This is a genomic window from Roseococcus sp. GW821-FHT12F05 (genome assembly GCF_058806835.1).
Genome location: NZ_JBXAQB010000001.1, coordinates 840,765 through 867,146, shown reverse-complemented (window position 1 = coordinate 867,146; position 26,382 = coordinate 840,765). Strand labels below are relative to the sequence as shown.

Annotated in this window: 26 protein-coding genes; 11 read left to right on the top strand and 15 right to left on the bottom strand. The window is 71.4% G+C overall.

Annotated features, from left to right (window positions below; all coding sequences use genetic code 11):
- Positions 1-55: 55 nt before the first annotated feature.
- On the top strand, positions 56-700 hold the full coding sequence (locus AC1ROY_RS04395; protein WP_493147359.1) for a DUF2867 domain-containing protein: 645 nt from the start codon (positions 56-58) through the stop codon (positions 698-700).
- A 98-nt stretch (positions 701-798) separates the two neighbouring features.
- On the opposite strand, the gene AC1ROY_RS04390 is transcribed toward AC1ROY_RS04395, so the two are convergent.
- From AC1ROY_RS04390 to AC1ROY_RS04375, 4 genes are read right to left on the bottom strand one after another with little or no spacing between them, the layout of a single operon-like run.
- On the bottom strand, positions 799-1,461 hold the full coding sequence (locus AC1ROY_RS04390) for a GntR family transcriptional regulator (protein ID WP_493147358.1): 663 nt from the start codon (positions 1,459-1,461) through the stop codon (positions 799-801).
- Positions 1,458-2,426 carry a Bug family tripartite tricarboxylate transporter substrate binding protein gene (locus AC1ROY_RS04385; RefSeq protein WP_493147357.1) on the bottom strand — a complete coding sequence of 323 codons (969 nt, stop codon included), beginning with the start codon at positions 2,424-2,426 and terminating at the stop codon, positions 1,458-1,460. The genes AC1ROY_RS04390 and AC1ROY_RS04385 overlap by 4 nt, the downstream gene beginning before the upstream one ends.
- An 11-nt stretch (positions 2,427-2,437) precedes the next feature.
- The gene (locus AC1ROY_RS04380; protein ID WP_493147356.1) at positions 2,438-3,052 is read right to left on the bottom strand and encodes an HAD family hydrolase; all 615 of its coding nucleotides are present in this window, start codon (positions 3,050-3,052) and stop codon (positions 2,438-2,440) included.
- Between the two features lie 53 nt (positions 3,053-3,105).
- On the bottom strand, positions 3,106-4,914 hold the full coding sequence (locus tag AC1ROY_RS04375; protein WP_493147446.1) for an ABC-F family ATP-binding cassette domain-containing protein: 1,809 nt from the start codon (positions 4,912-4,914) through the stop codon (positions 3,106-3,108).
- Positions 4,915-5,007: 93 nt separating this feature from the next.
- Between AC1ROY_RS04375 and AC1ROY_RS04370 the strand changes: the two genes are divergently transcribed.
- Positions 5,008-6,207: a TMEM43 family protein gene (locus AC1ROY_RS04370; protein ID WP_493147355.1), complete on the top strand. Its 1,200-nt coding sequence runs from the start codon at positions 5,008-5,010 to the stop codon at positions 6,205-6,207.
- Complete coding sequence (locus AC1ROY_RS04365) at positions 6,204-6,941, top strand: SDR family NAD(P)-dependent oxidoreductase (protein WP_493147354.1); 738 nt, start codon at positions 6,204-6,206, stop codon at positions 6,939-6,941. Before AC1ROY_RS04370 ends, AC1ROY_RS04365 begins: the two co-directional genes overlap by 4 nt.
- 3 nt (positions 6,942-6,944) lie before the next feature.
- Here the strand turns inward: AC1ROY_RS04365 and AC1ROY_RS04360 are convergent, their stop codons facing one another.
- From AC1ROY_RS04360 to AC1ROY_RS04335, 6 genes are all read right to left on the bottom strand, one after another.
- The gene (locus AC1ROY_RS04360; protein ID WP_493147353.1) at positions 6,945-7,589 is read right to left on the bottom strand and encodes a carboxymuconolactone decarboxylase family protein; all 645 of its coding nucleotides are present in this window, start codon (positions 7,587-7,589) and stop codon (positions 6,945-6,947) included.
- A gap of 68 nt (positions 7,590-7,657) precedes the next feature.
- Positions 7,658-8,278 (bottom strand): class I SAM-dependent methyltransferase, encoded by a 621-nt coding sequence (locus tag AC1ROY_RS04355; RefSeq protein WP_493147352.1) that lies wholly within the window; start codon positions 8,276-8,278, stop codon positions 7,658-7,660.
- A gap of 73 nt (positions 8,279-8,351) precedes the next feature.
- Positions 8,352-8,759, bottom strand: a complete 408-nt coding sequence (arfB, locus tag AC1ROY_RS04350) for an alternative ribosome rescue aminoacyl-tRNA hydrolase ArfB (protein ID WP_493147351.1) — start codon at positions 8,757-8,759, stop codon at positions 8,352-8,354.
- A gap of 58 nt (positions 8,760-8,817) precedes the next feature.
- A complete protein-coding gene (locus AC1ROY_RS04345) occupies positions 8,818-9,756 on the bottom strand; it encodes a tripartite tricarboxylate transporter substrate binding protein (protein ID WP_493147350.1) in 939 nt (312 codons plus the stop codon).
- Between the two features lie 42 nt (positions 9,757-9,798).
- Entirely contained in the window at positions 9,799-10,524 is a 726-nt protein-coding gene (gene eutC, locus AC1ROY_RS04340) for an ethanolamine ammonia-lyase subunit EutC (protein ID WP_493147349.1), read from the bottom strand.
- Positions 10,521-11,882 carry an ethanolamine ammonia-lyase subunit EutB gene (locus AC1ROY_RS04335; protein ID WP_493147348.1) on the bottom strand — a complete coding sequence of 454 codons (1,362 nt, stop codon included), beginning with the start codon at positions 11,880-11,882 and terminating at the stop codon, positions 10,521-10,523. Before AC1ROY_RS04335 ends, eutC begins: the two co-directional genes overlap by 4 nt.
- A 128-nt stretch (positions 11,883-12,010) precedes the next feature.
- Here AC1ROY_RS04335 and AC1ROY_RS04330 point away from each other — a divergent pair, with 128 nt between their 5' ends.
- From AC1ROY_RS04330 to AC1ROY_RS04315, 4 genes are all read left to right on the top strand, one after another.
- Positions 12,011-12,562, top strand: coding sequence for a phosphonopyruvate decarboxylase (locus tag AC1ROY_RS04330; protein ID WP_493147347.1), 552 nt, complete (start codon positions 12,011-12,013; stop codon positions 12,560-12,562).
- Between the two features lie 5 nt (positions 12,563-12,567).
- Positions 12,568-13,173, top strand: a complete 606-nt coding sequence (locus AC1ROY_RS04325) for a thiamine pyrophosphate-dependent enzyme (RefSeq protein ID WP_493147346.1) — start codon at positions 12,568-12,570, stop codon at positions 13,171-13,173.
- 109 nt (positions 13,174-13,282) lie between these two features.
- Positions 13,283-14,257 carry an NAD(P)-dependent oxidoreductase gene (locus AC1ROY_RS04320; protein WP_493147345.1) on the top strand — a complete coding sequence of 325 codons (975 nt, stop codon included), beginning with the start codon at positions 13,283-13,285 and terminating at the stop codon, positions 14,255-14,257.
- Positions 14,254-15,603 (top strand): MmgE/PrpD family protein, encoded by a 1,350-nt coding sequence (locus tag AC1ROY_RS04315; protein WP_493147344.1) that lies wholly within the window; start codon positions 14,254-14,256, stop codon positions 15,601-15,603. The genes AC1ROY_RS04320 and AC1ROY_RS04315 overlap by 4 nt, the downstream gene beginning before the upstream one ends.
- Before the next feature lie 6 nt (positions 15,604-15,609).
- On the opposite strand, the gene AC1ROY_RS04310 is transcribed toward AC1ROY_RS04315, so the two are convergent.
- Both AC1ROY_RS04310 and AC1ROY_RS04305 read right to left on the bottom strand, forming a co-directional pair.
- Positions 15,610-16,365, bottom strand: coding sequence for an ADYC domain-containing protein (locus tag AC1ROY_RS04310; protein WP_493147343.1), 756 nt, complete (start codon positions 16,363-16,365; stop codon positions 15,610-15,612).
- 196 nt (positions 16,366-16,561) lie between these two features.
- Positions 16,562-17,236, bottom strand: a complete 675-nt coding sequence (locus AC1ROY_RS04305) for a substrate-binding domain-containing protein (RefSeq protein ID WP_493147342.1) — start codon at positions 17,234-17,236, stop codon at positions 16,562-16,564.
- A 147-nt stretch (positions 17,237-17,383) separates the two neighbouring features.
- On the opposite strand from AC1ROY_RS04305, the gene AC1ROY_RS04300 reads away from it, so the two are divergent.
- From AC1ROY_RS04300 to AC1ROY_RS04285, 4 genes are all read left to right on the top strand, one after another.
- Complete coding sequence (locus AC1ROY_RS04300) at positions 17,384-18,343, top strand: hypothetical protein (protein ID WP_493147341.1); 960 nt, start codon at positions 17,384-17,386, stop codon at positions 18,341-18,343.
- Between the two features lie 40 nt (positions 18,344-18,383).
- The gene (gene lysA, locus AC1ROY_RS04295; protein WP_493147340.1) at positions 18,384-19,739 is read left to right on the top strand and encodes a diaminopimelate decarboxylase; all 1,356 of its coding nucleotides are present in this window, start codon (positions 18,384-18,386) and stop codon (positions 19,737-19,739) included.
- Complete coding sequence (locus tag AC1ROY_RS04290) at positions 19,736-22,282, top strand: TIGR02302 family protein (protein WP_493147339.1); 2,547 nt, start codon at positions 19,736-19,738, stop codon at positions 22,280-22,282. Before lysA ends, AC1ROY_RS04290 begins: the two co-directional genes overlap by 4 nt.
- 69 nt (positions 22,283-22,351) lie before the next feature.
- The gene (locus AC1ROY_RS04285; RefSeq protein WP_493147338.1) at positions 22,352-23,341 is read left to right on the top strand and encodes a Bug family tripartite tricarboxylate transporter substrate binding protein; all 990 of its coding nucleotides are present in this window, start codon (positions 22,352-22,354) and stop codon (positions 23,339-23,341) included.
- A 12-nt stretch (positions 23,342-23,353) separates the two neighbouring features.
- On the opposite strand, the gene AC1ROY_RS04280 is transcribed toward AC1ROY_RS04285, so the two are convergent.
- From AC1ROY_RS04280 to hemH, 3 genes are read right to left on the bottom strand one after another with little or no spacing between them, the layout of a single operon-like run.
- On the bottom strand, positions 23,354-24,580 hold the full coding sequence (locus AC1ROY_RS04280) for an MFS transporter (RefSeq protein WP_493147337.1): 1,227 nt from the start codon (positions 24,578-24,580) through the stop codon (positions 23,354-23,356).
- Between the two features lie 39 nt (positions 24,581-24,619).
- Positions 24,620-25,258 (bottom strand): HAD family hydrolase, encoded by a 639-nt coding sequence (locus tag AC1ROY_RS04275; RefSeq protein ID WP_493147336.1) that lies wholly within the window; start codon positions 25,256-25,258, stop codon positions 24,620-24,622.
- Complete coding sequence (hemH, locus tag AC1ROY_RS04270; protein WP_493147335.1) at positions 25,255-26,337, bottom strand: ferrochelatase; 1,083 nt, start codon at positions 26,335-26,337, stop codon at positions 25,255-25,257. The genes AC1ROY_RS04275 and hemH overlap by 4 nt, the downstream gene beginning before the upstream one ends.
- Between the last annotated feature and the right edge of the window lie 45 nt (positions 26,338-26,382).

Sequence of the window (26,382 nt, the reverse complement as noted above, 5' to 3'; positions counted from 1 at the left end):
AGGGGTGCAAACCGTGCAGGGGACCGGACCAATTTGGCCGGGGGCAGCAGCCGGATTGGTCCGCGTCCGCACGATGGAGCGCCGTGCGCCGCGCCGCGCCACGAGCTACCATGCCGTCATGCAACCGATCCGTGCGGCACAACAGCCCAGCCGAGCCGCCACGCGCGCGGCCGGTGCCGTGGCGCATGTCCGGCGCGTCGCCCCGCCGTCGGACAGCCGCATCGCGTCTCTCTTCGCGGGAGCCGACCTGCTAGACGCCTATGCGGTCGCGGTGCCGCCCGAGGCCGGTGCCGACGTCGAAGCGCTGGCTCGCGTCGTCCTGGGGCGCCCGACTCCCTGGCTGCGCGCGCTCCTGCGGCTGCGCGACGCCGGCGTGGGGCGCGTCGGCCTGAAGACCTCGCGGGACTTGCGGGCCGAAGTTGCCGCCTCGGAGGGCGAGCACATCGATTTCTTCCGCATCCGCTCGCGCTCGGAGCGGGAGCTGGTTCTGGGCGAGGACGACAGGCACCTCGACTTCCGCATCTCCGTCCTGCTCCAACCCGGCCCGCCGGGGACCGCGCGGGAGCTCGTCGCAACGACGGTGGTGAACTGCCACAACCTCCTGGGCCGGCTTTACCTCGCCGCCATCCGGCCCTTCCATCACGTGGTCGTCCGGTCGAGCCTGCGCCGTGCGGCGCGGGACGGGTGGCCGGCCCCCTAGAGCGTGACGAGTTCGCATCCGCTCACTCATCATGATCTCGTCGTCTGTCTTATCGCGGGGCTCAGACCTCCGGCGCCTCCCGCCTTCGGTCCCGCCGCTCAGCTGTCGTTGCCGTGGAGGCCCGCTCGCGCCCTTGTCGCGGCGAGGTGGCCGCGCATGGCCGCCTCCGCCACGGCACCGTTGCCCTCGGCGAGGGCCCGCAGCACCGCGCGGTGCTCCGCCAGCGCCGACTTGCGATGGCCCGGCCGGCTGGCCACGCGCCGCAGGGCCAGCGCCATCCGGCCCTCCAGCGAGCCCAGCAGCCGCGGCAGCTCGGAATTGCCGGAGGCCTGGGCGACCAGGGCGTGGAACTGCGCGTTGGTCCGGAAGAAGCCGGCCTCGTCGCCGGCCGCGACATGGCGCGCCTGCTCGGCCAGGACAGCCTTCAACGCATCCAGGCCAGACGCATCGATGCGCCCGGCGGCGAGGCGCGCGGCCAGGCCCTCCAGCGGCTCGCGCACCTCATGGATCGCATCGGCATCGCCAGGGCCGAACTCGACGGCAACCACCCCACGGCGGGGCCGCTCCACCGCCAGCCCCTCGGCCGCCAGCGCCAGCACCGCCTCGCGCACCGGCGAGCGCGAGACGCCCAGGCGCGCCGAGAGCGCGGGCACCGAAAGCTGCTCGCCCGGCGCGATCTCGCCCGAAAGAATGGCCTCGCGCAGCGCCGTCGTGGCCTCGTCCACCACCCGGCCGGCGCCCAAGGGGCGCAGCGCAGTCACTGAGGCTGGATGCCGGCGGCGCGCAGCACCTCGCCCCAGCGCGTCTGCTCGGCGGCCAGGAAATCCTGCACCGCGCCGGGGTCCGCGTCGTCCATCGCGGTGTTGCCCATGGCGATGAGCGCGGCCGCGAAAGCCGGATCGGCCTTGGCCTGCCGCACGGCAGCGTTGAGCTGCGCGACGATCGGACCCGGCGTGCCCGAGGGGGCGAGCAGCACGTTCCAGGACGTCATGGCGTAGTTGTCGAGGCCGGGGATGCCGCATTCCCGTACCGTCGGAAGCTCCGGCGCCTGCGGCATGCGCGTGCGCGAGGTGACCGCGAGCGCCTTCAGCCGCCCGCCGCGCGCCTGGGCGAGCCCGGTCGTCGCCGTGTCGCCGACCAGGGAAATGGTGCCCGCCAGCAGGTCGGCGATGGCCGGCGCCACGCCGCGATAGGGCACATGCGTCATGAAGAGCTGCGCCTCGCTCAGGAGCCGCGCCACGGCGAGATGCGCCGCGCTGCCATTGCCGGCACTGCCGTAGTCGAAACGGCCGGGATGGTCGCGCACCTGCACCATGAAGCCCGCGAGGTCGTTGGCCGGCAGATTCGGCGCGCCGAGCAGCACCACCGGGCTCTCGGCCAGGAGCGCCACTGGCGCGAAATCCAGCAGCGGGTCGAAGGCGAGGTGGCGGAAGAAGAAAGGGTTGGTCGCCTGGCTCACATTGTTGAAGAGCAGCGTGTAGCCGTCCTTCGCCGCCTTCGCGACGACGTCCGACCCCACCGTGCTGCCGGCGCCGGAACGGTTCTCAACCACCAGCGTCTGGCCGAGGATCGCCGTCAGCTTGTCGGCGAAAGCCCGCGCCAGCGTGTCCGACGGCCCGCCGGGCGCGAAGGGCACGACGAGCCGGATGGGTCGGCCCGGATAGGCGCCTTGCGCCAGGGCCGGCGTGGCCAGGAACGGCGTGGCGAGCAGCGTGCGTCGGAACATCCCGGATCTCCTCAGACGAAACCATCCAGCGCGGCGTCGAGCCTGCGGGCCTCGCGCAGGGGCGTGGCGCCGGGCTTGGGCGGCAGGCCTACGCGGTTGTGCCAGACGACGCGCATCCCGACGCCGGAAGCCCCCGGCACATCGGCCGCCGAGCCAGCCACGAAGAGCGCCTCCTCCGGCATCACGCCCAGCGCGGCCAGGACGCTGCGGTAGGGCTCGGGCCGCGGCTTGTAGAAACCGGCCTCCTCGCTCGTCACCACCGCGTCGAAGGGCACGCCGCAGCGGCCGGCCGCCTGGCGGCCCAGCGGGATGGAGCAGTTGGTCGCGACACCCAGCTTCAGGCCCTTCGCGCGCAGGCCGGCGAGCACGGCGGGAACCTCCGGCCAGGGCTCCAGCGTGGCCCAGGCCGCGTGCAGACGGCCCGGCGCCTCGGGCGGGAGGCCGGCCTGCTCGGCGGCCTCGGCGACCAGCTCCTCGTAAGAGCGGTAGGCGCCGCAGCCATAGGTCAGCTCCAGGTAGCGGGCGCGCCAGCGGCGGCCGGGCTCCTCGCCATCAGCGGCCTTGTTCCAGACGGTCCAGGAATCGAGGAGGGCGGTGAGGAGATCGAAGACGACGGCTTTCGGCATGGGCAGAAGGAAAGCACGTTACATGTAAATCGCGATAGAGGCCTTTCGGCGTCTCAGCCCTCGATCTCCTCGCGCAGCATTTCCAGTCGCAGCCACTCCTCCTCGGCCGCCTCCAGCGCCGCCTGGCGCTCGGCCAGGGCGGCCGTGCGCTGCTGGAACCCCTTCGGGTCGCGCGAATACAACCCCGGATCGGCCAGCCAGTTCTGCAGCACGCCGATCTCCTTCTGTAGCTTCTCCATCGTCGCCGGCAGGGTCGTCAGCGCATGCTGATCTTTGAAGCTCAGCCGCTTCGCCGCCGAAGGCTGCGCCCGCGGCGCCGCGGCCTCGCGCGCCGGAGCGGCCGGCTTCGCCACAGCCCGCGCCTGCACGCCCTCCCCGCGCTGGGCCAGCATGTCGGAGTAGCCGCCGGCATAATCCTGCCAGCGCCCATTCCCCTCCGACATGATGATCCCGGTGCAGACCCGGTCCAGAAAGTCGCGATCGTGGCTGACCAGCAGCACCGTGCCCGCGTAATCGGCCAGCATCTCCTCCAGCAGGTCGAGCGTCTCCAGGTCGAGGTCGTTGGTCGGCTCGTCCAACACCAGAAGGTTCGAGGGCGCCGCCAGCGCCCTGGCCAGCAGCAGCCGCCCCCGCTCGCCGCCCGAAAGCTTTCCGACCGGCGTCCGCGCCTGCTCCGGAACAAACAAAAAGTCCTGCATGTAGCCGATGACGTGGCGCGGCTTGCCCGCCACCCAGACCTGGTCGCCATTCCCGTCCGTCAGCGTGTCGGCCAGCGTGCGGTTCGGGTCGAGCGTGGCCCGCAGCTGGTCCAGCGCCGCCATGGCGATGTTGGTGCCCAGCTTCACCGTCCCCGCATCCGGCGCCAGCTTGCCGATGAGGATGTTGAGCAGCGTCGTCTTGCCCGCGCCATTGGCGCCGACGATGCCGATCCGGTCGCCCTTGATGATGCGCGTGGAGAAGTTGCGCAGGATGGGCGTCTCGCCCCAGGCCTTCTCCACGCCCTCGGCCGTGATGACCAGCTGGCCCGAGGAGGATGCCTCCGCCGCCTGCATGTTCACCGTGCCGGTCGGCTTGATCCTCTCGCGCCGCGCCGCCCGCAGCGCCTGGAGCTCGCCCACGCGGCGCATGTTGCGCTTCCGCCGGCCGGAGACGCCGTGCCGCAGCCAGTGCTCCTCGCGGACGATCTGCCGGCCGAGCTTGTGGGCCGCCTGCTCCTCCTGCTCGAGCTGCTCCTCCCGCCAGGCCTCGAACTCGGAAAAACCGCGGTCCAGCCGCCGCGTGATCCCCCGATCCAGCCAGAGCGTCGCCCGCGAGAGGCGCGACAGGAAACGCCGGTCATGGCTGATGAGCACCAGCGCCCCGCGCAGCGAGGCCAGCTCGCCCTCCAGCCATTCGATGGCCGGGAGGTCGAGATGGTTGGTCGGCTCGTCCAGCAGCAGGATGTCGGGCTGCGGCGCCAGGGCGCGGGCCAGCGCCGCCCGCCGCGCCTCGCCGCCCGAGAGTCGGGACGGATCCTCCTCGCCGGTCAGGCCCAGGCCTTCGAACAGGGCGCGCGCCCGGTGGGGATCGTCGGAGGGGCCGAGGCCCGCCATCACATAATCCTCGACCGTCTTGTGGCCGGAGAGGTCCGGCTCCTGCGGCAGGTAGCGCAGCGTGGCGCCGGGCTGGAGGAAGCGCGTGCCGCCCTCCGGCTCCAGCTCGCCGGCGGCGATGCGCAGCAGGGTCGACTTGCCGCTGCCATTGCGCCCCACCAGCGCCAGCCTTTCGCCGGGCGAGACGGAGATACCGGCCCCCTGAAGGAGCGGCGTGTTGCCAAGGGTGAAGCGGATGCCGTCGAGCAGCAAAAGGGGAGGCGCGGCCATGCCCGGGGCGATGGCCCGGCCGTCACCGCCCGTCAAGCTCTGGACAATCCGCACCGCGCCGACTTCCATGGCGGGAACGGAGGGGAGGCAAGCGTGTCCGACAGCGACGGCAGTGGTCCCGGCAGCCCGTGGACCAATCCCGGCGGCGACCCGGCCGGCGATTCCGGTGGAACCGACACCTTCACCTCCACCAGCTCTCAATCCTGGTTCTCCCGCATCGGCTCCGCGCTGGTCGGGCTGCTGATCGGGCTGGTCCTGATTCCCGGCTCCGGCTTTCTCCTGTTCTGGAACGAGGGCCGGGCCGTGCAGACCGCGCGCTCGCTCACCGAGGGCGCCGGCGTGGTGCGCGACGTCTCCGCGGACCGGCCGGATGCCGCGAATGAAGGCCGGCTGGTCCATGTCTCCGGCCCGGTCCGCGTCACCCAGGTGCCGCTGGACGCGGAGCTCGACGCCAAGCCGCCCAACGGCACGCTGCGGCTGGTCCGCAACGTCGAGATGTTCCAGTGGCTGGAGGAGAACCGCAGCGAGACGCGCACGCGCCTCGGCGGCGGGACCGAGACGGTCACGACCAGCACCTATCGCCGCGGCTGGCACGAGGGGCGCGTGGATTCCAGCCGCTTCCACCAGCCCGACGGCCACCAGAACCCGCCGCTCCGCTACGCCTCGCGCAGCTTTCTGGCCCAGGGGGTGACACTGGGGGGCTTCCGGCTCTCCGACCAGCAGCTCGGCGGACTGCCGACGGACCAGACCCTCACGCTGCCCGGCTCCGGCGACGGCACGCGCTACATCGGCAGCGACCCGAACAATCCGCGCCTCGGCGACCTGCGCGTGAGCTGGCGCTACGCCCAGCCGGACTCCGTCTCGGTGATCGGCGCGCAGGTCGGCGACGGCTTCGGCCCCTACGCCACCAATGCCGGTGACCGGCTGCTGCTCATCCGCGCCGGCGCGGTTCCCGCCGCGGCGATGTTCCAGCAGGCGCAGGACGACAACAAGGTGCTGACCTGGATCCTGCGCCTCGTGGGCGTGGTGCTGATGTTCATCGGCTGGGCGCTGCTCTTCAATCCGCTGAAGGTGCTGGCCGACGTGATCCCGCCGCTCGGCGCCGTCGTCGGCTTCGGGACGGGCGCGCTCGCCGCGGTGCTGACGGTGCTGGTCGCGCCGGTCATCATCGCCGTCGCCTGGCTCTTCTACCGGCCGCTGGTGGGCATCGCGATCCTCGCCGTCGGCCTCGGCCTCGCCTATGGAATCACGCGGCTGCGAAGGCGCAGGCCGCAAACGGAGAAATTGGCATGAGCTTCGACTTCACCGGCAAGCGCGTCATCGTCTGCGGCGGCAGCAAGGGCATCGGCCGCAGCGTGGCGATCGGCTTCGCCAAGGCCGGCGCTTCCGTCTCGATCTGCGCCCGCGGCGCCGAGGCGCTGGCGGCCACCAAGGCCGAGATGGGCGCCAAGGCCCATGCCGCGAGCTGCGACCTCGCCGACAAGGATTCGGTGAACGGCTATGTCGCCGAGGCGATCGGCGCGCTGGGCGGGCTCGACATCCTCGTCAACAACGCCAGCGGCTTCGGCATGGTCGACACCGAGGAAGGCTGGAACTCCGCGCTGAACGTGGATGTGCTCGCCACCTTCCGCGCCAGCCGCGCGGGGCTGGACGCGCTGAAGGCCAGCAAGGGCAACATCGTCAACGTGTCGTCGATCTCGGGCTTTCGCGCCTCGACGCGCAGCCCCGTCTACAACGCGGTGAAGGCGCTGCTCGTCAACTACACGATGAGCCAGGCCGCGCTCTTCGCGGGCGACGGCATTCGCGTGAACGCCGTGGCGCCCGGCTCCATCGAGTTCCCCGGCGGCAGTTGGGAGAAGCGGCGGACCGAGGCGCCGGACCTCTACAACCGCACCCTGGCCTCGATCCCCTTCGGCCGCATGGGCACGCCGGAGGAGGTGGCCAACGTGGTGCTGTTCCTGGCCTCGCCGCTGGCGAGCTGGGTCACCGGCCACACGGTGGTGGTGGACGGCGGCCAGCTTCTTTAGGGGCTACCGCCGGAGCTCCGGCAGCGGCGGTGCGACCCCTGCGGGCAGGCCGACGCGACCGGCGTTCAGCGTCATCGAGACGGCGACGTAGTAGCCGCTGACGGCGATCAGGTCGACGACGCCCTGCTCGCCGAAGCGCGCCTTCACCGCGTCGAAGTGGGTGTCCGAGACGAAGCGGGTGCGGTGCAGCTCGATGCAGAAGTCATAGATGATGCGCTGGTCGTCGCTCATGCCCTCGGGCCGGCGGCCCTGGGCGAGATCCTCGGCGACAGAAGCCGGAAGCCCGGCCGCGAGCGCCAGCCGGTGATGTGCGAACCATTCGTATTGCGACGACCACTCGCGGGCCACGATGAGGATCGCGAACTCGTTGAGCGCCTGCGGGAGGGAGGTCCGGAAGCGCAGCTCCGACCCCAGCTGCTGCAGCCGGTCGCCCACGCCTGGGCTGCGCAGCCAGACGTTGAAGGGCCCGCCGATGGAGTTGTCGCGGCCCGGCACGGCAGCGCGCGGCCCGCCCTGGATGGCCGCGGCGAGCGCCTGTTGCGCCGGCGTGCGCTGATCGGGCGGGATGAGCGGGAAGCGCGGTTCCTGGGCCAAAGCGGGCATCACGACGGCGGTGCCGAAGACGACCGCCAGCAACAGCTTGCGCATGGGATTTCCTCCTGGGACGTATCGTTGCGGCGCAGACTGCGCTGCGCGGCTCCCTCGGGCAAGCGCGCTCAGATGGCCGCGGCGACCACGAAATACCTGGGCTGCGGCGGCGGCCAGGTGACCTTCATCGCGTTGGGCGTGAGGTCCGGCCGCTCCGTGATCCGCACGAAGCCGGCCTCCCGCAGCATCTCCGCCGCCTCGCCTTTCGTGTGGAAGTGGAACTTCGTCGGGTCCCAGAGGCTGCGCACCGCGGCGTAGATGGTCTTCGCCGCCACCTCGGCCTTGCCGACCGCGCCCTCCGGATCCGGCTCGGCGATCAGCAGCGTGCCGGCACCGCGCAGCCGCTGACGCACGTCGCGCATCAGGCCGACCAGCGGCGCGCGCTCGATGTACATCATCACGCCGAAGAGCATGGCGAGGTCGAAGCCCTCCACGTTCGGGCCGATGCTGGAGACGTAGTCGTACTCCGCGCCCACGCCGCGCTCGGGATTGGCGATGACGACCTGCGTGCCGGGCGGCAGCCCGCCGCGGCTGCGGAAGCCGCGATCCGTCCCGCCGATGTCCAGGACCCGTGCCGGCGGGCGCCGGATGTCGGAGAGGTAGTCGGTGGCGATGCGCGCGACGCAGGTCTCGTAGCTCGACGGCGATGCCCGGTTGAACACAGCGTTCCCACCGAAGCCCACGCCCATTCGCCCACTCCATATACGCGATGGAGAGGCTAGGAAGGACGCGAATCGCACGCAACCCCAAGTTGTATGAAAATCAATCGTTGATCGGGCCGGAGCGCAGCTTCTTGGTGAGCCCGTGCTTCGTCTTGCTGTCCATTCGCCGTGTCTGCGAGCCCTTGGTGGGCTTGGTCTTGCGCCGGACCGGCGGCGGCGGTTTCGCGGCCTCGTCAACCAGCTCCTGGAGCCGCTCCATCGCGTCCTCGCGGTTGCGCTCGCGCGTGCGGTGCTGCTGGGCGGTGAGGACGACCACGCCGTCCTTCGTCATGCGGCGGCCGGCGAGGGTCTTCAGCCGCGCATAGACGCGCTCGCTCAGCCCCGCGCGATAGGCGTGGAAGCGAAGCTGGACGGCGGTCTCCAGCTTGTTGACGTTCTGGCCACCGGGGCCGGAGGAGCGAAGAAAATCCTCCTCCAGGTCGGCGGGATCGATGGTGATGCGCGGCACGCGCGGCTTTTGGCGCAGAACGCCGCGCCGTGGCCAGCGCTAAGATGGATCGCCGAGGCTATTGCCGGCTGATTCCGAGCTCCTGCAGCAGCGCGCGATTGGCCACGCTCTCGGCCACGAAGCGCTCGCGGAAGGTGGCGCCGGGCTGGAAGCTGGGCACGGCGTTCAGCCGCTCGGCGATGGTCTTGAAGCCGTCGCTCGTCACCGCCGTCTGGCAGGCGCGCTCGATGGTCGCGGCGATGGCGTCCGGCAGGTCGGCCGGGGCGAGGAGGCCGCCATAGGTGGTGCCGGCCATGGGATAGCCGAGCTCGGCGGTGCTCGGCACGTTCGGCAGCGCCGCCATCCGCTGCGAGCCGAGGACGGCCAGCACGCCGAGGCCCGTCGAGGCGGGGATCGAGGCGGCCTCGACGAACATCATCACATGGCCGGCGAGCGCGGCCTGCGAGAGCGGTCCAGCGCCGGTGAAGGGCACGTAGAGCCCGTCGACGCCTGCCGCGCGCAGCAGCTGCACGGTGAGGATGTGCTGCGTGCTGCCCACGCCCGGCGCGCCGTAGACCAGCGCCTCACGCCCGCTGCGCGCATGCGCGATCATGCCGGCGAAGTCGGAGAAGGGCGCGTTGCGGCCGAGGATCATGACCTGCGGGTTGTCGTAGACCAGGCAGAGGTAGCGAAAGCCCTCGGCCGTGTAGTTCACGTTCTGCAGGTAGGGCTGCGTGGTGATGGCGTTGTTCGGCGAGATGCCGATGGTGTAGCCGTCGCCGCGCGACCGGAAGAGCTCGGCATTGCCGATGGCGCCCGCCGCGCCGCCGCGGTTCACGCCGACCACCGGCTGGCCCAGCGCCTTGGAGAGCTCGGCCTGCAGCGCGCGGGCCATGAGGTCCGTGTTGCCGCCGGGCGGGAAGGGGATGATGAGCTGGACGGCACGGTTCGGATAGGCCTCCTGGGCGGTGGCGGGCAGGGCCAGCAGAAGGGCGGCCAGCGTCAGGATCCAGCGCATTTTCTTGAGTCTCCTCTTTGTCCGGCCACGCTAGGCAAAGCGTCAGGGAAGCGCCAGCCCGTCCGTCATGTCGTCCTTGAGCGCGACGCCGGTGGCACCGAGCGCCTTCGCGCCGCGCAGCAGCCAGTGGATTTTCTTCGCGGCCTCGCCAGGACTCAAGCCGCCCGGGCGGATGTTGCTGATGCAGTTGCGCTCGGCGTCGGTGCGGCCGCGGCGAGGCTGCCAGGTGAGGTAGACGCCGAGGCTGTCCTGCGCCGAGAGGCCCGGCCGCTCGCCGATGAGGACGACCACGGCCTCGGCGCCCATCGCCTCGCCGACGTCGTCGCCGATGGCGACGCGCGCCTGCTCGACGATGACGATCTGCCAGCGCGCCTCCGGCGCGACCGGCCATTCGGCGCCCAGCGCGCGGATGAGCGGCACGGCCTGGCGCTGCACGCCGCTGGCGCAGAGCCCGTCGGCGATGACGATCACCGTGCCTCCCGTGCGCGGCAGGCTCTCGCGGTCGGCGGCGCGCAGGCGGCGGCCGAGGTCGGGGCGCAGCAGGTAGGACCGGCGGTCCTCGACCTCGCTATGCAGCACGGGGACGGGGCCGAGCTCCGCGCGCAACGCTTCCACGTCGAGCGCGGACCAGACGGCGTCGCGCGCGGCCGCATGCGCCTCCTGGAAGTCGAGATGCGCGGCCGTCGGCACGGCATTGCCGGCGCGACCGATGCCGACGCGGGCCTCGGTGAAGCGGCGCAGGTCGCGCCAGAGTGTGGGTGCGCTCATTCCAGCCCGATCAGCGCGGGCGACATGGCCGCCGGAATCGCCTCGCTCTCGCCGATCCCCATCCGCTCCAGCCATTCGGCGAATTCCGGCGCCGGCGTCTTGCCCAGCGCCGCGCGTGCATAGAGCCCATCGTGGAAGGAGGTGGACTGGTAGGCCAGCATCACGTCATCGGCGCCCGGCACGCCCATGATGTAGGTGACGCCGGCGACCGCGAGGCAGGTCAGCAGCGTGTCCATGTCGTCCTGGTCCGCCTCGGCGTGGTTCGTGTAGCAGATGTCCACGCCCATCGGGATGCCGAGCAGCTTGCCGCAGAAATGATCCTCGAGGCCGGCGCGGATGATCTGCTTGCCGTCGAAGAGGTATTCCGGCCCGATGAAGCCCACCACGGAATTCACCAGCAAGGGCGAGTAAGCCCGCGCCACGCCATAGGCCCGGGCCTCGATGGTCTGCTGGTCCACGCCGCTATGCGCCTCGGCCGACAGCGCGCTGCCCTGGCCGGTCTCGAAATACATCACGTCGTTGCCCACCGTGCCGCGGTCGAGCACCAGCGCCGCCTCTTCCGCCTCGCGCAGCAAGCTCAGCGTGACCCCAAAACTTTCGTTCACGCCCTGCGTGCCGCCGATGGACTGGAAGACCAGGTCCACCGGAGCCCCCCGCTCCATGGCCAGCATCGCCGTGGTGACATGGCAGAGGACGCAGCTCTGCGTCGGGATGTCGAAGCGGGTGCGGACGTTGTCGAGCATGTCGAGCAGGCGCAGCACGGCCTCGATATTGTCCGTCGCCGGATTTATGCCGATCACCGCGTCGCCGGCGCCGAGCAGCAGCCCGTCCAGCACCGAGGCCGCGACGCCGCGCGCATCGTCCGTGGGGTGGTTGGGCTGGAGGCGGATCGAGAGCGTGCCCGGCAGCCCGATCGTGTTGCGGAAGCGCGTCACCACCCGGCATTTTTGGCCCACCGCGATGAGGTCGGAGATGCGCATGATCTTCGACGCCGCCGCGACCATCTCCGGCGTCAGGCCGCGCTTCAGCGGCGCGATCTCTTCCGGCGCGGCGGCCAGCAACCAGTCGCGGAAGCCACCCACGGTGAGGTGCGAGACATCAGCGAAAGCCGCGCGGTCGTGGCTGTCCACGATCAGCCGGGTGACGTCGTCCTCCTCGTAGGGAATCACCGCTTCATCGAGAAAATGCTTCAGCGGCAGGTCGGCCAGCGCCTTCTGGGCGGCCACGCGCTCGGCCGCTGATGTCGCCGCCACGCCCGCCAGCGCGTCGCCCGACCGGAAGGGCGTCGCGCGCGCCAGCAGCGTGCGCAGATCCTCGAACACGTAGGAGGTGCCGCCGATCACATGCCGAAACGCCATCCGTTCCCGATCCCTCCGGAGGCCCGCAGGATCGTCCGCGGCGCCGGAAATCGCAATCAAGTCTTGGGCTGGCCGGCTTGTCAGATCGGCCCCCCGGGCGGAAACTCCTTGGCAACGGAGGGATATCCATGGATCGCAACGTGATCGAGAGCGCGCCGAGTGCGGCGGCCGACTGGCCGGATCGCATCTACGACCTGCTCAAGCAGTATAACGTCCGCCAGGTGGCCCTGGTGCCGGATGCCGGCCATTCGCGCCTCATCAAGCGCTGCCTCGCCGACAACACGCTCCGCGTCGTGACGCTGACCACCGAGGAGGAGGGCGTCGCCCTCATGCAGGGCGCCTGGCTGGGCGGCGACCGCTCGGTGCTGCTCATGCAGTCCTCCGGCGTGGGCAACTGCATCAACATGCTCTCGCTCTCGAGCATCCATCGCACGCCGATGCCGATGATCATTACGATGCGCGGCGATTTCGGCGAGTTCAACCCGGCGCAGATCGCCATGGGCCAGGCGACGCAGACGGTGCTGGAGGCCATGGGCACCCTCGTCCACCGCGCCGACCATGCGTCGGACGTGGCCGAGACCGTCGAGGCCACGCTCAAGCTCGCCTACAACACCTTCCGCCCCACCGCGACGCTGATCGGCCAGCGGGTGCTCGGCGCCAAGACCTTCGGGAAGGACTGACCGCCATGGTGAAGCTCGGAGCCTCCGGCAAGCTGGACCGGCGCGACCTGACGCGCGCCCTCGTCGAGGATCGCGGCGACCTGCTGGTGATCGCCGGCCTCGGCGCGCCCGCCTGGGACATCACGGCCGTCGGCGACAGCCCCCAGAACCTGCCGCTCTGGGGCGGCATGGGCGGGGCGGCGATGATGGGCCTCGGCCTCGCGCTCGCGCAGCCGGACAAGGACGTGCTGGTGCTGACCGGCGACGGCGAGATGCTGATGGGCATCGGCAGCCTCGCCACCATCGCGCACCAGGCGCCGAAGAACCTCTCGATCGTGGTGCAGGACAACGAGCACTACGGCGAGACCGGCATGCAGGAGACGGCGACGCGCCACGGCACGGACCTCGTGAAGATGGCGGAGGGCGCGGGGATCAAGACCACGATGCTCGTCACCGAGCCCGGGCAGGTGCCGGCGCTGAAGGCGGCGATCCACGCGAAGAAGGGGCCGTTCTTCGCGGTGGCGAAGATCGATCCGGCGTCGCTGCCGCTGGTGCTGCCGCCGCGCGAGGGGGCGATCCTGCAGGCCAGGATGCGGGAGCATCTGATGGGGCCGGCGGCGCATCTGGCGTAGTTGCCAGGGGCTCTGCCCCTGGACCCTAAAACTGATCGGAGATGCAAGAACCTGAGGTTCTTGCTGGGGTGTTTGAGGGGCAAAGCCCCTCAACTTCAAAGGAACAACAATGCCTCACGTCGTCCTGCTGCGCTCGCTTCACCCCGATGCCACCGCCGCCCTCGAAGCCGAGCCCGGCTTCACCGTCGAGACCGTCCACGACACCACGCGCGAAAACATGGCGCGCGCCATGGAGAAGGGCGAGGCCATCATCGTCCGCGGCACGCCGATCGACGCCGACTTCATCTCCTATTCGCCGAAGCTGCAGATCGTCGCGCGGCACGGCGTCGGCTACGACGCGGTGAACGTCCCGGAGCTGACGAAGCGCGGCATTCCGCTCACCGTCACGGCCGATGCCAATGCCCTCAGCGTCGCCGAGCACGCGCTGATGCTCATGCTCAACATCGCCCGCGGCACCAAGACCTACGACGCCAACACCCGCGCCCTCAAATGGAGCGCGACCGAGGCGCCGGTGACCTGGGATCTCTCAGGGATGACGGTGCTGGTGGTGGGCTTCGGCCGCATCGGCGGGCGCGTCTCCCGGCTCTGCGCGGCCTTCGGCATGGACGTGCTGGTCTGCGATCCGAACGTGCCGATGAACACGGTGAAGGGCGCCGGCTTCCGCTACGCCAAGACCTTGCAGGAAGGCCTCGCCCAGGCCGACTGGGTGACGGTGCACTGCCCCTCCAACGCCGAGAACCGCGGCATGGTGAATGCGGAATTCCTCGCCGCCATGAAGCCCGGCGCGCGCTTCATCAACACCGCCCGCGGCACGCTGGTGCAGGAGGAGGCGCTGGCCGGCGCGCTGAAGAGCGGCCATGTCGCCGCCGCCGGGGTGGACGTCTTCTGGGACGAGCCCGTGAAGAAGGACAACCCGCTGCTGTCAGCGCCCAACGTGATCATGACGCCGCACTCGGCCGCCGCGACGGAGCAGGGGATGCGCCGCATGGGCCTGTCCTGCGTCGATTCCATCATCCGGCATTTCCGCGGTGACATCGACATGGACATGGTGATCAACAAGGAAGTGATCCGGAGCAACCGATGAACCCTCTCCTCGTCCTGGCGGAGCACGCCGCCTCCTGGCGCCACGCCCCGCTCACGGAGGAGGTGGAGCATCACGCACGCCGGGCGCTGATCGACTGGTTCGCCTCGCTGCTGCCCGGCTGCCACCTGCCGCCGGCGACGCTGATGGCGAAGGCGCTGGTCGATGCGCGCGGTATCGGCCACGCCGTCTCCTATGTGGACGGCGCGCGCACGGCGCTGCGGCACGCGGCGCTGATCAACGGCACGGCGAGCCACACGGTCGAGTTCGACGACATCTGGCGCTGGGGCGTCTATCACCCCGGCTGCCCGACCATCGCGGCGGGGCTGGCCGCCGCGCAGGCGAAGCAGCTCGACATGCAGGCGCTGCTGCGCTCGATGGTCGCAGGCTACGAGGTGTCGTGCCGCATCGCGCAGGCGGTGCAGCCCTCGCATTACGACTTCTGGCACACGACCGGCACGGTCGGTACCTTCGGCGCAGCTGCCGCCGTCGCTGTCATCTACGATTGCGACGCGATGCAGACCGCCCATGCCATCGCGACCTCGGCCACCATGGCCGGCGGCCTCCAGCAGGCCTTCCGGGGCGACGGCATGAGCAAGCCCCTGCATCCGGGCCACGCCGCCGAGGCCGGCGCGCTCGCGGCCATGTCGGCGAAGGAGGGCATGACCGGCGCGCTCGACGTGCTGCACGGCCCGGCCGGCTTCGCCGCCGCGACCAGCGAGGACACCGGCAAGTGGGAGAAGGCCATCGCCGCCATCGGCAAGCCGCTCACCATCACGCAGATGACCGTGAAGAACCACGGCTGCTGCGGCCACATCTTCGCCGCGCTCGACGCCACGCGCGACCTGCAGCGCGAATACGCCTTCGCCGCCGAGGACGTGGCCTCGCTGCATGTCGGAGGCTATGCGGCGACGAAGAACGTCTGCGACCGCCCTTCCATCACGACCGAGCAGGAGGCGCGCTTCTCCACGCAGTTCACCATCGCCTCGCTGATGGAATATGGCGGCGTCCGCCTCGACGCCTTCGCGCCGGAGCGGCTGACCGACCCGAAGATCCGCGCCGTCATGCCGCGCATCAGCGTGAGCCTGGACGAGGATTGCGAGGCCGCCTTCCCCGGCGCCCGCAGCGCCAAGGTCTCCATCACGCTGAACGACGGCCGCGAGCTCTTCCGCTACCAGCCCACGCGCAAGGGCGACCCCGACGCGCCGCTCACCGACACCGACCTCGACGAGAAGTTTCTGGAACTCGTCGGCCCCGTGCTGGGCGTCCAGCCCGCGAAGGATTTCCTCCGGGCCCTCTGGACCGGCAGCGCCCTTCCCGGCGAACTGGACCTGCTCACCCGGCGGTGACGCCCGCTACCTCGTCACCGCGCGGTTGAAGACCAGCGCGCCCAGCTCGGCCGCGTGCTCTTCCGTGCAATCCGCGCGCCCGGCGATCGCCATGATGGCCAGCGCCACCTCCGCCTGCGGATCGCTCGTCTCCCGCGGATGCGCCAGGCACACCGCGCCTTCCGTCGTCCACCCCGCCTCGAAGGCCACGCCCGGGGCCGCCGCGCGGTGCTGGATGCCGATGCGGTCATAGACCTCGACGCGGGCCTCGGCCTCCGTCGAGCGCATCACGTTCACGCAGGCGCGGTGGTAGGGCGCGAGCGCCACGCCGCCGGCCGTCTGCGCCCAGGGCCGGTAGCCGTAGCGGATGCAGGTCCCGATCGCGCCGGCCGAGCAGGTCAGCCGCACCGCGCCGTTCGGGCCGGGGTAGACCATGCCATACGTGGCCCCTTGCGCGCCGGCGTCGCAGGATTCGCTCCATTGCCCATCTGGGCCGCGGACCGAGAGGCGGAAGAGCCAGACGTCGTCGAAGGACACGCCGGGCTTCGCCTCGGGCAGGCCCTCGTCCCGCAGGGCGGCGTCGACCCGGATCTCGGCGCCCTGGAAGGGCAGGACGGAGCCGACCAGCTCGGCGCCACGCAGGACACGGCCGTCGGAGAGCTCGGCGCGGAGGTTGCCGCCCTCGGCCGTGACGCCCAGCAGGCGCGAATGGCTGGCGGGGCCCGCCGCCGAGAGCAGCAGGAGAAACAGGACGGGCAGGACGCGAAGGGAGTTCCGGATCATGACGCCTCGACAGGTCGGAATGCCGCGGGCCGGCCGCGGCGGTGTTCCATTGTCTGGCGTCCCCGATCGCGCGGTTCGGAGCGATCGGGGGTATCCTAGCGGCGCGTCATTCCGTTGAAACACGCCGGGTTGCATCGCCCGGCGAATTGTCCGGAACTGTTGCGGGAATTCCTCGCATTGTCCTGTGTAGGAAAGTTCAAACGGGCTCCAGGCCCTTTTCGGTGTAGAGCTCCGCGACCGAAGGTCCGGAGACCGCGGCCACGAAGTCCCGCGCTTCCTGCGCCCTGGCCGTTCCCGTGAAGAGCGCCGCGGAGAAGATCGTATCCGGCTGAATCTCCGCCGGAATCTTTCCGAGGAGGTCGATGCCCGGCACGGCCATCAACTCGCTCACCTGCTGCACCGCCAGCTCCACCTTGCCGTCCAGCAGCAGCTGGCCCGTGAAGCCGCTCGGGATGATGGTGGCCTTGGCGTTCACCTCGGCGGCGAGCCCCATCCGCTCCAGCAGGCCGGCGAAGAAGATGCCGCTGGCCCCGGCGCGCGAGTAGCCGATGGTCCTGGCCGCCACGAGCGTCCGCCGGAAGGCCTCGACGGTGGAGATGTCCGGTCGCGCCGCGCCCGGCGCCACGGCCATGCCGACATAAGAGCGCGCCAGATCCACCCGGCTGCCGGCGGCCAGCACGCCGGAGGCCATGAGCTCGTCGATCGCGTCCGAGGTCAGGATGGCCAGGTCCGCCCGCTCGCCGGCCTGGATGCGGTCCACCAGCCGCTTCGTCGGCTCGTAGACGGGATCCGCCTTCAGGCCGAGACGGGGCAGCAGCTCGTCCAGCACGCCCACCACGCCGAGGGTCGAGAAGAGTTTGAGATCAGCCACCTGCGCCTCCTGATATGGCGGGGATGTTCCTCCCGCGTCGCCGGCCCGGCAAGGCGTCCCGCCACGCGACACACGCGACAGTTCCGGGATCGTGGCGACACGGATTATAAGGAATGTATCGCCCTAGGTTCGGGGGAACGGCGTGTGATGTGGGACTTTTCCGTGAGCGGGGCGCTCGGCCTCATGGCCCGGACCGCGCCCTTCCTCGTCTTCCGCATGATGGTCTACGCCGGCATCGTCGCGGCCTATATCCTGGCGACGGGCCTGGGCGCAGGGCTCGGCTGGCTGATCGGCGCAGCAGGCGACATGGAGTTCCGCGCCACGGCCACCGGAATCGGTGCCTTCGCCGGCTTCGGGCTGACGGCCGCCGTGCTCTTCCTGATCCGCGAATACATCCTCTACGTCGTGAAGGCCGGCCACATCGCCGTGCTGGTCGAGCTGATGGAGGGCCGCCCCATCCCCATGGGCCGCGCCCAGATCGACCATGCCAGCACCGTGGTGCGCCGCCGCTTCGCCGACGCCAATCTGCTCTTCGCCGTGGACCTGCTCATCAAGGGCGTGCTGCGGGTGACGATGGGGCTGCTGCAGGGGATCGCGGTCTTCCTGCCCATCCCGGGGCTGCAGACCATCCTCGGCCTGATCCGGGCGGTGCTGCGTGTCTCGGTCGGCTTCATGGACGAGGTGATCCTGGCGCACATCTTCCGCACCAACCCGGCGAACAGCTGGGAGGGCGGCCGCCAGGGCCTGGTGCTCTACGCGCAGAACGGCGCGGCGATGCTGCGCAACGCGGCCTTCCTGACCTTCATCATCTACGGGCTGAGCTTCCTGATCTTCCTGGTCATGCTCGCCCCGGCCGCCGCGATCGCCTATGCCATGCCCGGCGGCTGGTCGGCCGGCGGCATCGTCTTCGCGCTGCTCTTCGCCTGGGCGGTGAAGGCGGCGCTGATCGAGCCCTTCGCCATCGCCTGCATGATGCAGGCCTACTTCCGCGTCACCGCGAACCAGACGCCGGACCCCGGCTGGGACGCGCGGCTGGCCTCGGCCTCGGGAAAATTCCAGGAGCTGCGGACCAAGGCGATGGGCTGGGCGCCCCGCCCCGCCGTCTGACGGAGTTGTCGGCGGGCGGCCTCGCCCCTTATCTATCGCAATGGCCGCTCCCGCCCCCGCCGTCTTCGACAGCGCCGACCCCTCCTTCGGCGACCTGCTCGCCGCCCGCCCCGCCCTGGCGATGGACCCCTTCGCCGGGCTGATGGTGGAGGAGGTGCCGCTGGCGCGCATCGCCGCCGCCGTCGGCACGCCCACCTGGGTCTATTCCGCCGGCACGCTGCGCCGCCGCGCCCGGATGCTGAAGGACGCCCTGGCCGAGGCCGGGCTGGACGCCTCGATCCACTACGCAACCAAGGCCAACCCGGCGCTCGCCGTGGTGAACCTGCTGGCCAGCGAGGGCCTGGGCGCCGACGTGGTCAGCGAGGGCGAGCTGCGCGGGGCCCGGGCCGCCGGGGTGCCCCCCTCGGCCATCGTCTTCTCCGGCGTCGGCAAGACCGAGCGCGAGATGCGGCTGGCCATCGCGGAGGACATCCTCCAGCTCAACATCGAATCCGCCGAGGAGGCGGAGATGCTGAGCGGCGTCGCCGCCTCGCTCGGCCGCCGCGCCCGGGTGGCGCTGCGCGTGAACCCGGACGTGGACGCCAAGACCCACGCCAAGATCACCACCGGCCTGACCGAGAACAAGTTCGGCGTGCCCCTCGCCACGGCGCCGGAGCTCTATGCCCGCATGTGCGCGCTGCCGGGCCTCGATCCGGTGGGGCTCACCGTGCATATCGGCAGCCAGATCGCCCAGGGCGTGGGCTCCTACCGCGCGGCCTACCAGCGGTTGGGCCAGCTCGTCCGCGAGCTGCGGGCAGCGGGGCACCCGGTCCAGCGCGTGGATTGCGGCGGCGGCCTCGGCATCCCTTATCGGGACGAGGTCCCGGGCTCGCCCTCCGCCCTGGCCGGCGCCATCAAGGCCGGGCTCGGCGACCTCGGCGTGAAGATCATGCTGGAGCCCGGCCGCTGGATCGTCGGCCCCGCCGGTGTGCTGCTGGCCCGTGTCATCGTCGAGAAGCACGCCACCACCCGCCGCTTCGTGATCGTGGACGCCGCCATGAACGACCTGCTGCGCCCGGCCATGTACGAGGCCTGGCACGGCATCCTCCCGGTCTCGCCGGCGGCCTTCCATGCGCCGCTTTCTCCGGCAGATGTGGTCGGACCTGTCTGCGAAAGCAGCGATACCTTCACCAAGGGGCGCGACCTGCCGGCCCTGCCCCCGGATTCCCTCGTGGCATTCCTGGACGCCGGGGCTTACGGTGCCTCCATGAGCAGCACCTACAATGCCCGGCCACTCGCGGCCGAGGTCATGGTGGAGGGCGCCCGCTTCTCCGTGATCCGGGATCGCCAGTCCTATGATGCCCTGCTGGTGGGCCAGCGCCTGCCGGCCTGGGCCGAGGGACCCGCCGCGGGATGACGGAGCCGAGCCTTCGCCGCAAGCGCGCGCTCGCCCGGGCCGCCCTGTGGTGGGAGGCCGCCTGGCCGTCCGCCTGGCCCGCGCTGGGCGTCCTGGGCCTCTTCGCCGTCTTCGCGCTGCTCGGACTTCCCGCGCTGCTGCCGGCCTGGCTCCACCTCGCGGTGCTGCTGGCCCTGCTCGGGGCGCTCGGCTGGGCCGGCTGGCGCGGCTGGATGCGGTTCCGCCTCCCCGACGCCGCCGCGACCGACCGGCGGCTGGAGCGCGCGACGGGCCTGTCCCACCGGCCCCTGGCGACCCTGCAGGACACGCCCGCCACCACCGATCCAGCGGGCCTCGCCCTCTGGACCGCCCATCAGGCCCGGATGCGGCGGATGATCCGCCGGCTGCGCGTGGGGCGCCCGCGCCCCGGCCTCGCCGCCCTCGATCCCCGGGCGCTGCGCGGCGGGCTTCTCGTCGCGCTCACGGCCGCGCTGGTGATCGCCGGGGCCGATGCGCCGGCCCTGCTGGCCCGTGGCCTGATGCCGAGTTTCGCGGCCTCGATCCCGCCCGCGCCGCTGCGCTACGAGGCCTGGGTCACGCCGCCGAACTACACGGGCGCCCCGCCGATCTTCCTGCCCGCCGGCGGGGGCACCGCCACCGTGCCGACCGGCAGCCGCCTCCAGGTCGCCGTCTCCGGCGGCGGCGGCTCGGCCGTACCGGAGATCTCGGGCGCCCCCGGCCTGGCCTTCGAGGCGCTGGGCGGCGGCAGCCACACGGCCCAGACCACGCTCTCCGCGGGGGCGCGCGTCGCCATCCAGCGCGAGGGCCGCGAGCTGGTGGCCTGGAACCTCGCCGTCCAGGCCGACGCGCCGCCGATCGCCGCCTTCACCGAGGCGCCCGCCCGCTCGCCCCGCGGCCTCGCGCTGCGCGTGCCCTGGCGCACCGAGGACGACTGGGGCGTGGTCGCCCTGCGCGCCGAGTTCCGCCTCGCCGCCCGGCCGGATGCGACGCCCATCACCCTCGACATGACGCTGCCCTCCGCCGCGCCGAAGCAGGCGCGCGGCCTCGCGCAGCCGGACCTCTCCGCGCATCCCTGGGCGGGCCTTCCCGTGCTGCTCCAGCTCGTCGCGCGCGACGGCGCCGGGCAGGAAGGGACCTCGGAAGAGGCGGCGATCACCCTGCCGGAGCGCAGCTTCAACCATCCGGTCGCACGCGCCATGATCGACGTGCGCAAGGGGCTCTCGCTGAACCCCACCGCCCGCAGCCCCGCCATGCGCGAGCTGGAGCGGCTGACCAACGAGCCCGAGGCCTTCGAGCATGATTCCGGCACGCTGCTCGCCCTGCGCACCACGCGCGGCCAGCTCCAGCGTGACCGGCGGCCCGAGGCCATCGCGGAGGTGCAGGAGCTCCTCTGGGAAGCGGCCCTCGCCCTCGAGGAAGGCCGCGACACCCGCACCGCCCGGGCGCTGGCCGAGGCGCAGCGCCAGCTCCGCGAGGCGTTGAACGAAGCCGAGCGCAATCCGCAGGACGAGCAGCAGCGCAGCGAGGTGGAGCGCCGCATCGAGCAGCTCCGCGAGGCCATCCGCCGGCACCTGGAAGCCATGGCCGAGCGCCTCCAGCGCGAGAACGCCGAGGCCCTGCCCTACGACCCGCAGCAGCGCATGCTCGACCAGCGCGACATGGACCGCCGCACCCGCCGGATGGAAGAAGCCGCGCGCCAGAACCGCATGGAGGACGCCCGCCGCGAGCTGGCCGAGCTGGAGGAGATGCTCCGCGCCCTCCAGGAGGGCCGGGTCGCCCGCGGCGAGAGCCCCGAGCGCCAGCGCCAGCGGGAGCGCGGGCAGCAGCAGATGGGCGCCGTGCAGGACATGGTGCGCCGCCAGGGTGAGATGGTGGACCAGGGCCAGCGCCGCGCCGAGCAGTCGGAGCAGCGCGCGCAGCAGCAGCGCCGCCAGCAGCAGCAGACCCCCTGGAACCGCCCGCAGCCCAGCCCCGAGCAGCAGCAGGCCGAGCGCGAGGCCCAGCAGGGCGCGCAATCCGACGCCCGCCGCCAGCGCGCGCTCCGCCGGGCGCTGGGCGAGCTCATGCAGCAGCAGGGCGACCTGACCGGGGAGGTTCCGGAAGCCCTCGGCCGCGCCGACCAGGCAATGCGCGAGGCGCAGGAAGCCCTCGGCAACGGCACCGACGCCCGGCCGCACCAGCAGGAGGCCATGCGCCGCCTCCAGGAGGGGGGCCGCCAGATGGCGCAGCAGATGCAGCGCCAGTTCGGCCAGGGTCAGGGCGAGGGGGAAGGCGAGGGCGACGAGGACGGCCCCGGCGACATGGAGATGGGCGGCGAGGGCCCGGACGGGCAGCAGCAGCTCGGCGAGGGCCGCGATCCGCTCGGCCGCCGCGGCCGCGAGAACACCGGCAATGCGGACAACGGCAGCGACACCCGCGTGCCCGAGGAAGCCGAGCTCCTGCGCACCCGCCGCCTCCAGGAGGAGCTGCGGCGCCGCGGCGCCGAGCGCGAACGGCCGCCGGAGGAGCTGGAATACATCGACCGGCTGCTGCGCCGGTTCTGATGGGCACTTCCCCGTAGCTTCGGAACAAAGCTAGCATCGGCCGCGGCGGATCACCGCCCGGAGGCCTGCATGAGCAACGGACCGATGCTTCCTCCCAGGGGCCGGCGCGCCGCGCTGGCCCTCGGCGCCGCCGCCCTGGCGCGCCCGGCCCTGGCCCAGGGCCTGCCCGATCGCCCGATCCGCCTCGTCGTGCCCTACACGCCCGGCGGCTCCACGGACACGGTCGCGCGGCTGGTGGCGCAGCGCATGTCGGAGGTCCTGCAGCAGCAGGTGGTGGTGGAGAACCGCTCCGGCGCGGGCGGCATCGTCGGCACGAACGAGGTCGTGCGCGCAGCGCCGGACGGCACCACCCTCGCCTACGGCAATTCGAGCACGCTGGTCCTCAACAAGTTCCTCTATCGGCGCATGCCCTATGACCCCGTGCGCGACCTTGCGCCGCTGGCCCATATCTGCCTGGTGCCGAACATGCTCGTCGTGAACCGGGACGTGCCGGTCACGAACCTCCGGGAGCTGATCGCCCACATCAAGGCGAGCCCCGGCCAGTACGGCTTCGGCAGTGCCGGCAACGGCACCTCGATGCATCTCTCCGGCGTGCTGTTCCAGAAGCTCTCCGGCACCGAGATGATCCACGTGCCCTATCGCGGTTCCATCCCGGCCATGCAGGACATCATGGCGGGGCGCCTGCTGATGATGATCGACAACGTGCCGGGGCCGCTGGCGCTGGTGCAGGGCGGCTCGCTGCGGCCGATCGGCGTCAGCTCGCGCGATCGGGTGCCCGTCCTGCCGGAGGTGCCGACGCTGGCCGAGGGCGGGTTGACGGAGTTCGTGAACCAGAGCTGGGCCGGGCTTTGCGTGCATCCCGCGACGCCGGCGCCGATCCGCGCGCGGCTGGAGGCGGCGACGTTGGCGGCCGTGAACCATCCGGAGACGCAGCGCCGCCTGCGCGAGCTGGGCACCATCCCGGCCGCGATGGACGGCGCGGAGTTCGGCCGCTTCTGGCAGAGCGAACTGGCCTATTGGGCGCCGATCGTGGAGTCCACCGGTCTCGTGCTGGACTGACCGCCGCGGCGATCAGGCCAGCGCCGCCCCGTGCCGGTGCTGCCGCGTCAGCAGAAACACCATGATCGCGAGCTGGACCAGGTTGAAGCCGATCCCCACCCACCAGGCCGCCGCGTAGAAGCCTACGCCGTCGTAGATCGCGCCGGCCAGCCAGGCGCCGAAGGCCATGCCGCCGAGGCTCGCGAAGAACATCATGGGCACGCGCCAGCTGGCCTCGGCGGCGGGGAACAGTCCGCGCACCGCCATCACATAGGCCGGCACGATGCCGCCGAAGCCCAGGCCATAGGCCGCCGAGACGAAGAACAGCCCCGCCTCGTCCTGCGTCGCGAGAAAGCCCAGCATTCCCACGACCTGCGCGATCGAGCCGAGGAACACCGTCCACAACCCGCCGATCCGGTCCGACAGCCAGCCCCAGAACTGCCGGGCGAGAAAGGCGCTCAGCAGCAGCACCGACAGCATCGACGCCCCGCGCGCCGCCGAGATCCCGAGGTCGCCGCAGAAGGCCACCAGATGCGCGGCCGGCATCGCCATGGGCACGCAGCAGAGGAAGGAGCAGGCCGCGATCAGGAACATCGCCATGTTGGGGGCCATGCCCAGCACGCGCCCGCCGGCGACGGTGCGGATCGTGCCCGGCCCGACTTGGGGCATGGGCGCCGGCCGCAGCACCAGCGCGGCGACGGTCAGCACGACGCAGGCCGCGAGGATGCCATAGGCCTGCATGGTCCGCTGCCAGCCGAAGGCGGCGATGGCGCGCTCGAAGAGGAAGGGCCAGAGGAAGCCGGCGATGTACTGGCCCGAGGAGACCAGCGCGAGCGCGGTGCCGCGCCGCCGGTCGAACCAGAGCGAGACGTAGGCGAACATCGGCGGAAACAGCGCGCCGTTGCCGAAGATTCCGACGCCGAGCCCGATCCCCGCCAGCAGCGACCAGGAATGCCCCAGCGAGGCCAGGAACAGCCCCGCGCAGATCGCGATTCCGCCCATCATGGCGACGCGACGCTGCCCGATCCGCGCCGCCAGCAGCCCGCAGACCACGCCGCCGATGCCGCTGCCCATATAGGCCACCGAGCTCGCCAGCGACGGCAGAGAGCGGCCGCCGCCCAAGGTCTCGGCGATCGGTACCAGCCCGACCACGACGATGAGCGGTGCGCCCGCGGCCATGGCGAGCATGGTCAGGGCCGCGATGGCGATGATCCAGGATTGGCGCGTCTCGACGCTGGTCGCGGCGGCGACGTCCGGCATGTGATGGTTTCCCCCGTCCCCAGTCTCGGGGGAACGGGCTCAGCCGTCCAGGCCCGCCAGCCAGGCGGCCAGCTGCCCCATGCCCTCGATATGCGGCACGCCGATGCCCGGCACGATGCCGAGCACCCGGCAGCCCGCGGCCATGCCGGCGGCGGCGCCGGTCGCGCTGTCCTCCACCACGAGGCAGTCCTCCGGCGACATGCCGCAGGCCCTCGCCGCGGCCAGGTAGAGGTCGGGCGCGGGCTTCGGCAGCTCCACATCCTCGAAGCTGAAGATCCGGCCGGCGAAATAATGTCCGAAGCCCAGCACGCGCATCTTCACCGCCAGCTCGCCACGCGAGGAGTTGGAGCAGAGCGCCATGGGCAGGCCGGCGGCATGCACCGTGCGCAGCGCCTCCTCGGCGCCGGGAATGGGGAGCAGGCCGGTGGCCAGATCCTCCTGGATGCGGATCGCCAGCCTTTTCGACCAGCCCTCGGGCAGCCGGCCGAGGCGGGCCTCGATCCTCGGCTCCATGTCGGGCAGGGCCATGCCGAGGAACTCGCGCTGGGCCTCATGGGCGTCCATCCGCCAGCCGAGCGCCGTCAGCTCCTCGGCGACGACGCCATTGGCCACGCCCTCGCTGTCGGCCAGCACGCCGTCGCAGTCGAACAGCACGGCCCCGATGGAGGAGATCCTCATGCGGCCTTCGCGAGCAGCGTCTGGACCTTGGCATGCGGGCAGTCCGTGTGCTGCCGCGGGCACTGGCGCGCCCCGGCGAAGCTGCAGAGCGTGCGCGCCGAATGCCGGGTGCGCCGGGTCAGGTCAGCCAGGGCCGCGATGAACCCCGCATCGGCGTTCTGCGCCGGGACCCGGAAATAGCCGGGAATCCCGTGCTTTTCGGCGACATGCCGATATTCCACATCCAGCTCCACCAGCGTCTCGGAATGCTCGGAGACAAAGGCGATGGGGCAGATCAGCACGGCCACCTTCTCCTCCGCCGCCCTGATGATCTCGGCTTCGGTCGGCGGGCCGATCCACTTCTGTGGCGTCGCGCGGGACTGGTAGCAGACGATGTGGTCGAGCCCTGGCATGTCCATGGCCGCGACCACCGCCTCCATGGTCCGCTCCACTTGCCACTGATAGGGATCGCCGGCCTTCACGATGGGCTCCGGCAGCCCGTGCGCGGAGAAGAGCACGCGCAGTCTCACATCCTCGGGCAGCGCCGCCCGCGCCTTGGCATGCGCCTCCTCCACCAGCCGCGCCGTCGCCTGCGCGAAGCCGGCATCCGAATGGAAGCAGCAGAGGGTGGTGGTCGGCAGCGACAGCCCGATCTCCGCGCAGGCTCCGTTCCAGGCCGTGACGGAGCTTCCCGTCGTGGTCGAGGAGAACTGCGGATACAGCGGAATCAGCAGGATTTCATCCGCGCCCCACTGCTTCACCGCACGCGCGGCTTCGTCGGAGAAGGGGTGCCAGTAGCGCATGGCGACGAAGCAGCGGTACTCGGTGCCCGGCTCCTTCGTGTTCAGCACGGCCTCGAGCGCACGTGCCTGTTCGTTCGTCAGCTCAAGCAGCGGGGATTTCCCGCCGAGGATGGCGTAGTTCTCCCGCGCCGCCTTGACCCGTTTCCAGGCGATCAGCCGGCCGAGCCAGGGCCGGACGAAATCCGGCACCCGCAGGATCGCCGGATCGGTGAAGAGGTTGACCAGGAAGGGCCGCACGGACTCGGGGGCGTCGGGCCCGCCGAGGTTGAACAGCACCACCGCCACGCGCCGCGTCATCTGGGATTCCTGACCATGCGGGGGACATACCCGCTCTCGGCGCGC

Bases quoted from the DNA above. Each gene is read 5' to 3' on its own strand.
- AC1ROY_RS04375 (WP_493147446.1), bottom strand. From the start codon at position 4,914: ATGGCCGCGCCTCCCCTTTTGCTGCTCGACGGCATCCGCTTCACCCTT.
- eutC (WP_493147349.1), bottom strand. From the start codon at position 10,524: ATGAGCGCACCCACACTCTGGCGCGACCTGCGCCGCTTCACCGAGGCC.
- AC1ROY_RS04385 (WP_493147357.1), bottom strand. From the start codon at position 2,426: ATGTTCCGACGCACGCTGCTCGCCACGCCGTTCCTGGCCACGCCGGCC.
- hemH (WP_493147335.1), bottom strand. From the start codon at position 26,337: ATGACGCGGCGCGTGGCGGTGGTGCTGTTCAACCTCGGCGGGCCCGAC.
- AC1ROY_RS04345 (WP_493147350.1), bottom strand. From the start codon at position 9,756: ATGCGCTGGATCCTGACGCTGGCCGCCCTTCTGCTGGCCCTGCCCGCC.
- lysA (WP_493147340.1), top strand. From the start codon at position 18,384: ATGGCCGCTCCCGCCCCCGCCGTCTTCGACAGCGCCGACCCCTCCTTC.
- AC1ROY_RS04380 (WP_493147356.1), bottom strand. From the start codon at position 3,052: ATGCCGAAAGCCGTCGTCTTCGATCTCCTCACCGCCCTCCTCGATTCC.
- AC1ROY_RS04285 (WP_493147338.1), top strand. From the start codon at position 22,352: ATGAGCAACGGACCGATGCTTCCTCCCAGGGGCCGGCGCGCCGCGCTG.
- AC1ROY_RS04365 (WP_493147354.1), top strand. From the start codon at position 6,204: ATGAGCTTCGACTTCACCGGCAAGCGCGTCATCGTCTGCGGCGGCAGC.
- AC1ROY_RS04310 (WP_493147343.1), bottom strand. From the start codon at position 16,365: ATGATCCGGAACTCCCTTCGCGTCCTGCCCGTCCTGTTTCTCCTGCTG.
- AC1ROY_RS04360 (WP_493147353.1), bottom strand. From the start codon at position 7,589: ATGCGCAAGCTGTTGCTGGCGGTCGTCTTCGGCACCGCCGTCGTGATG.
- AC1ROY_RS04315 (WP_493147344.1), top strand. From the start codon at position 14,254: ATGAACCCTCTCCTCGTCCTGGCGGAGCACGCCGCCTCCTGGCGCCAC.
- AC1ROY_RS04330 (WP_493147347.1), top strand. From the start codon at position 12,011: ATGGATCGCAACGTGATCGAGAGCGCGCCGAGTGCGGCGGCCGACTGG.
- AC1ROY_RS04280 (WP_493147337.1), bottom strand. From the start codon at position 24,580: ATGCCGGACGTCGCCGCCGCGACCAGCGTCGAGACGCGCCAATCCTGG.
- AC1ROY_RS04300 (WP_493147341.1), top strand. From the start codon at position 17,384: ATGTGGGACTTTTCCGTGAGCGGGGCGCTCGGCCTCATGGCCCGGACC.
- AC1ROY_RS04325 (WP_493147346.1), top strand. From the start codon at position 12,568: ATGGTGAAGCTCGGAGCCTCCGGCAAGCTGGACCGGCGCGACCTGACG.
- AC1ROY_RS04290 (WP_493147339.1), top strand. From the start codon at position 19,736: ATGACGGAGCCGAGCCTTCGCCGCAAGCGCGCGCTCGCCCGGGCCGCC.
- AC1ROY_RS04335 (WP_493147348.1), bottom strand. From the start codon at position 11,882: ATGGCGTTTCGGCATGTGATCGGCGGCACCTCCTACGTGTTCGAGGAT.
- AC1ROY_RS04320 (WP_493147345.1), top strand. From the start codon at position 13,283: ATGCCTCACGTCGTCCTGCTGCGCTCGCTTCACCCCGATGCCACCGCC.
- AC1ROY_RS04275 (WP_493147336.1), bottom strand. From the start codon at position 25,258: ATGAGGATCTCCTCCATCGGGGCCGTGCTGTTCGACTGCGACGGCGTG.
- AC1ROY_RS04355 (WP_493147352.1), bottom strand. From the start codon at position 8,278: ATGGGCGTGGGCTTCGGTGGGAACGCTGTGTTCAACCGGGCATCGCCG.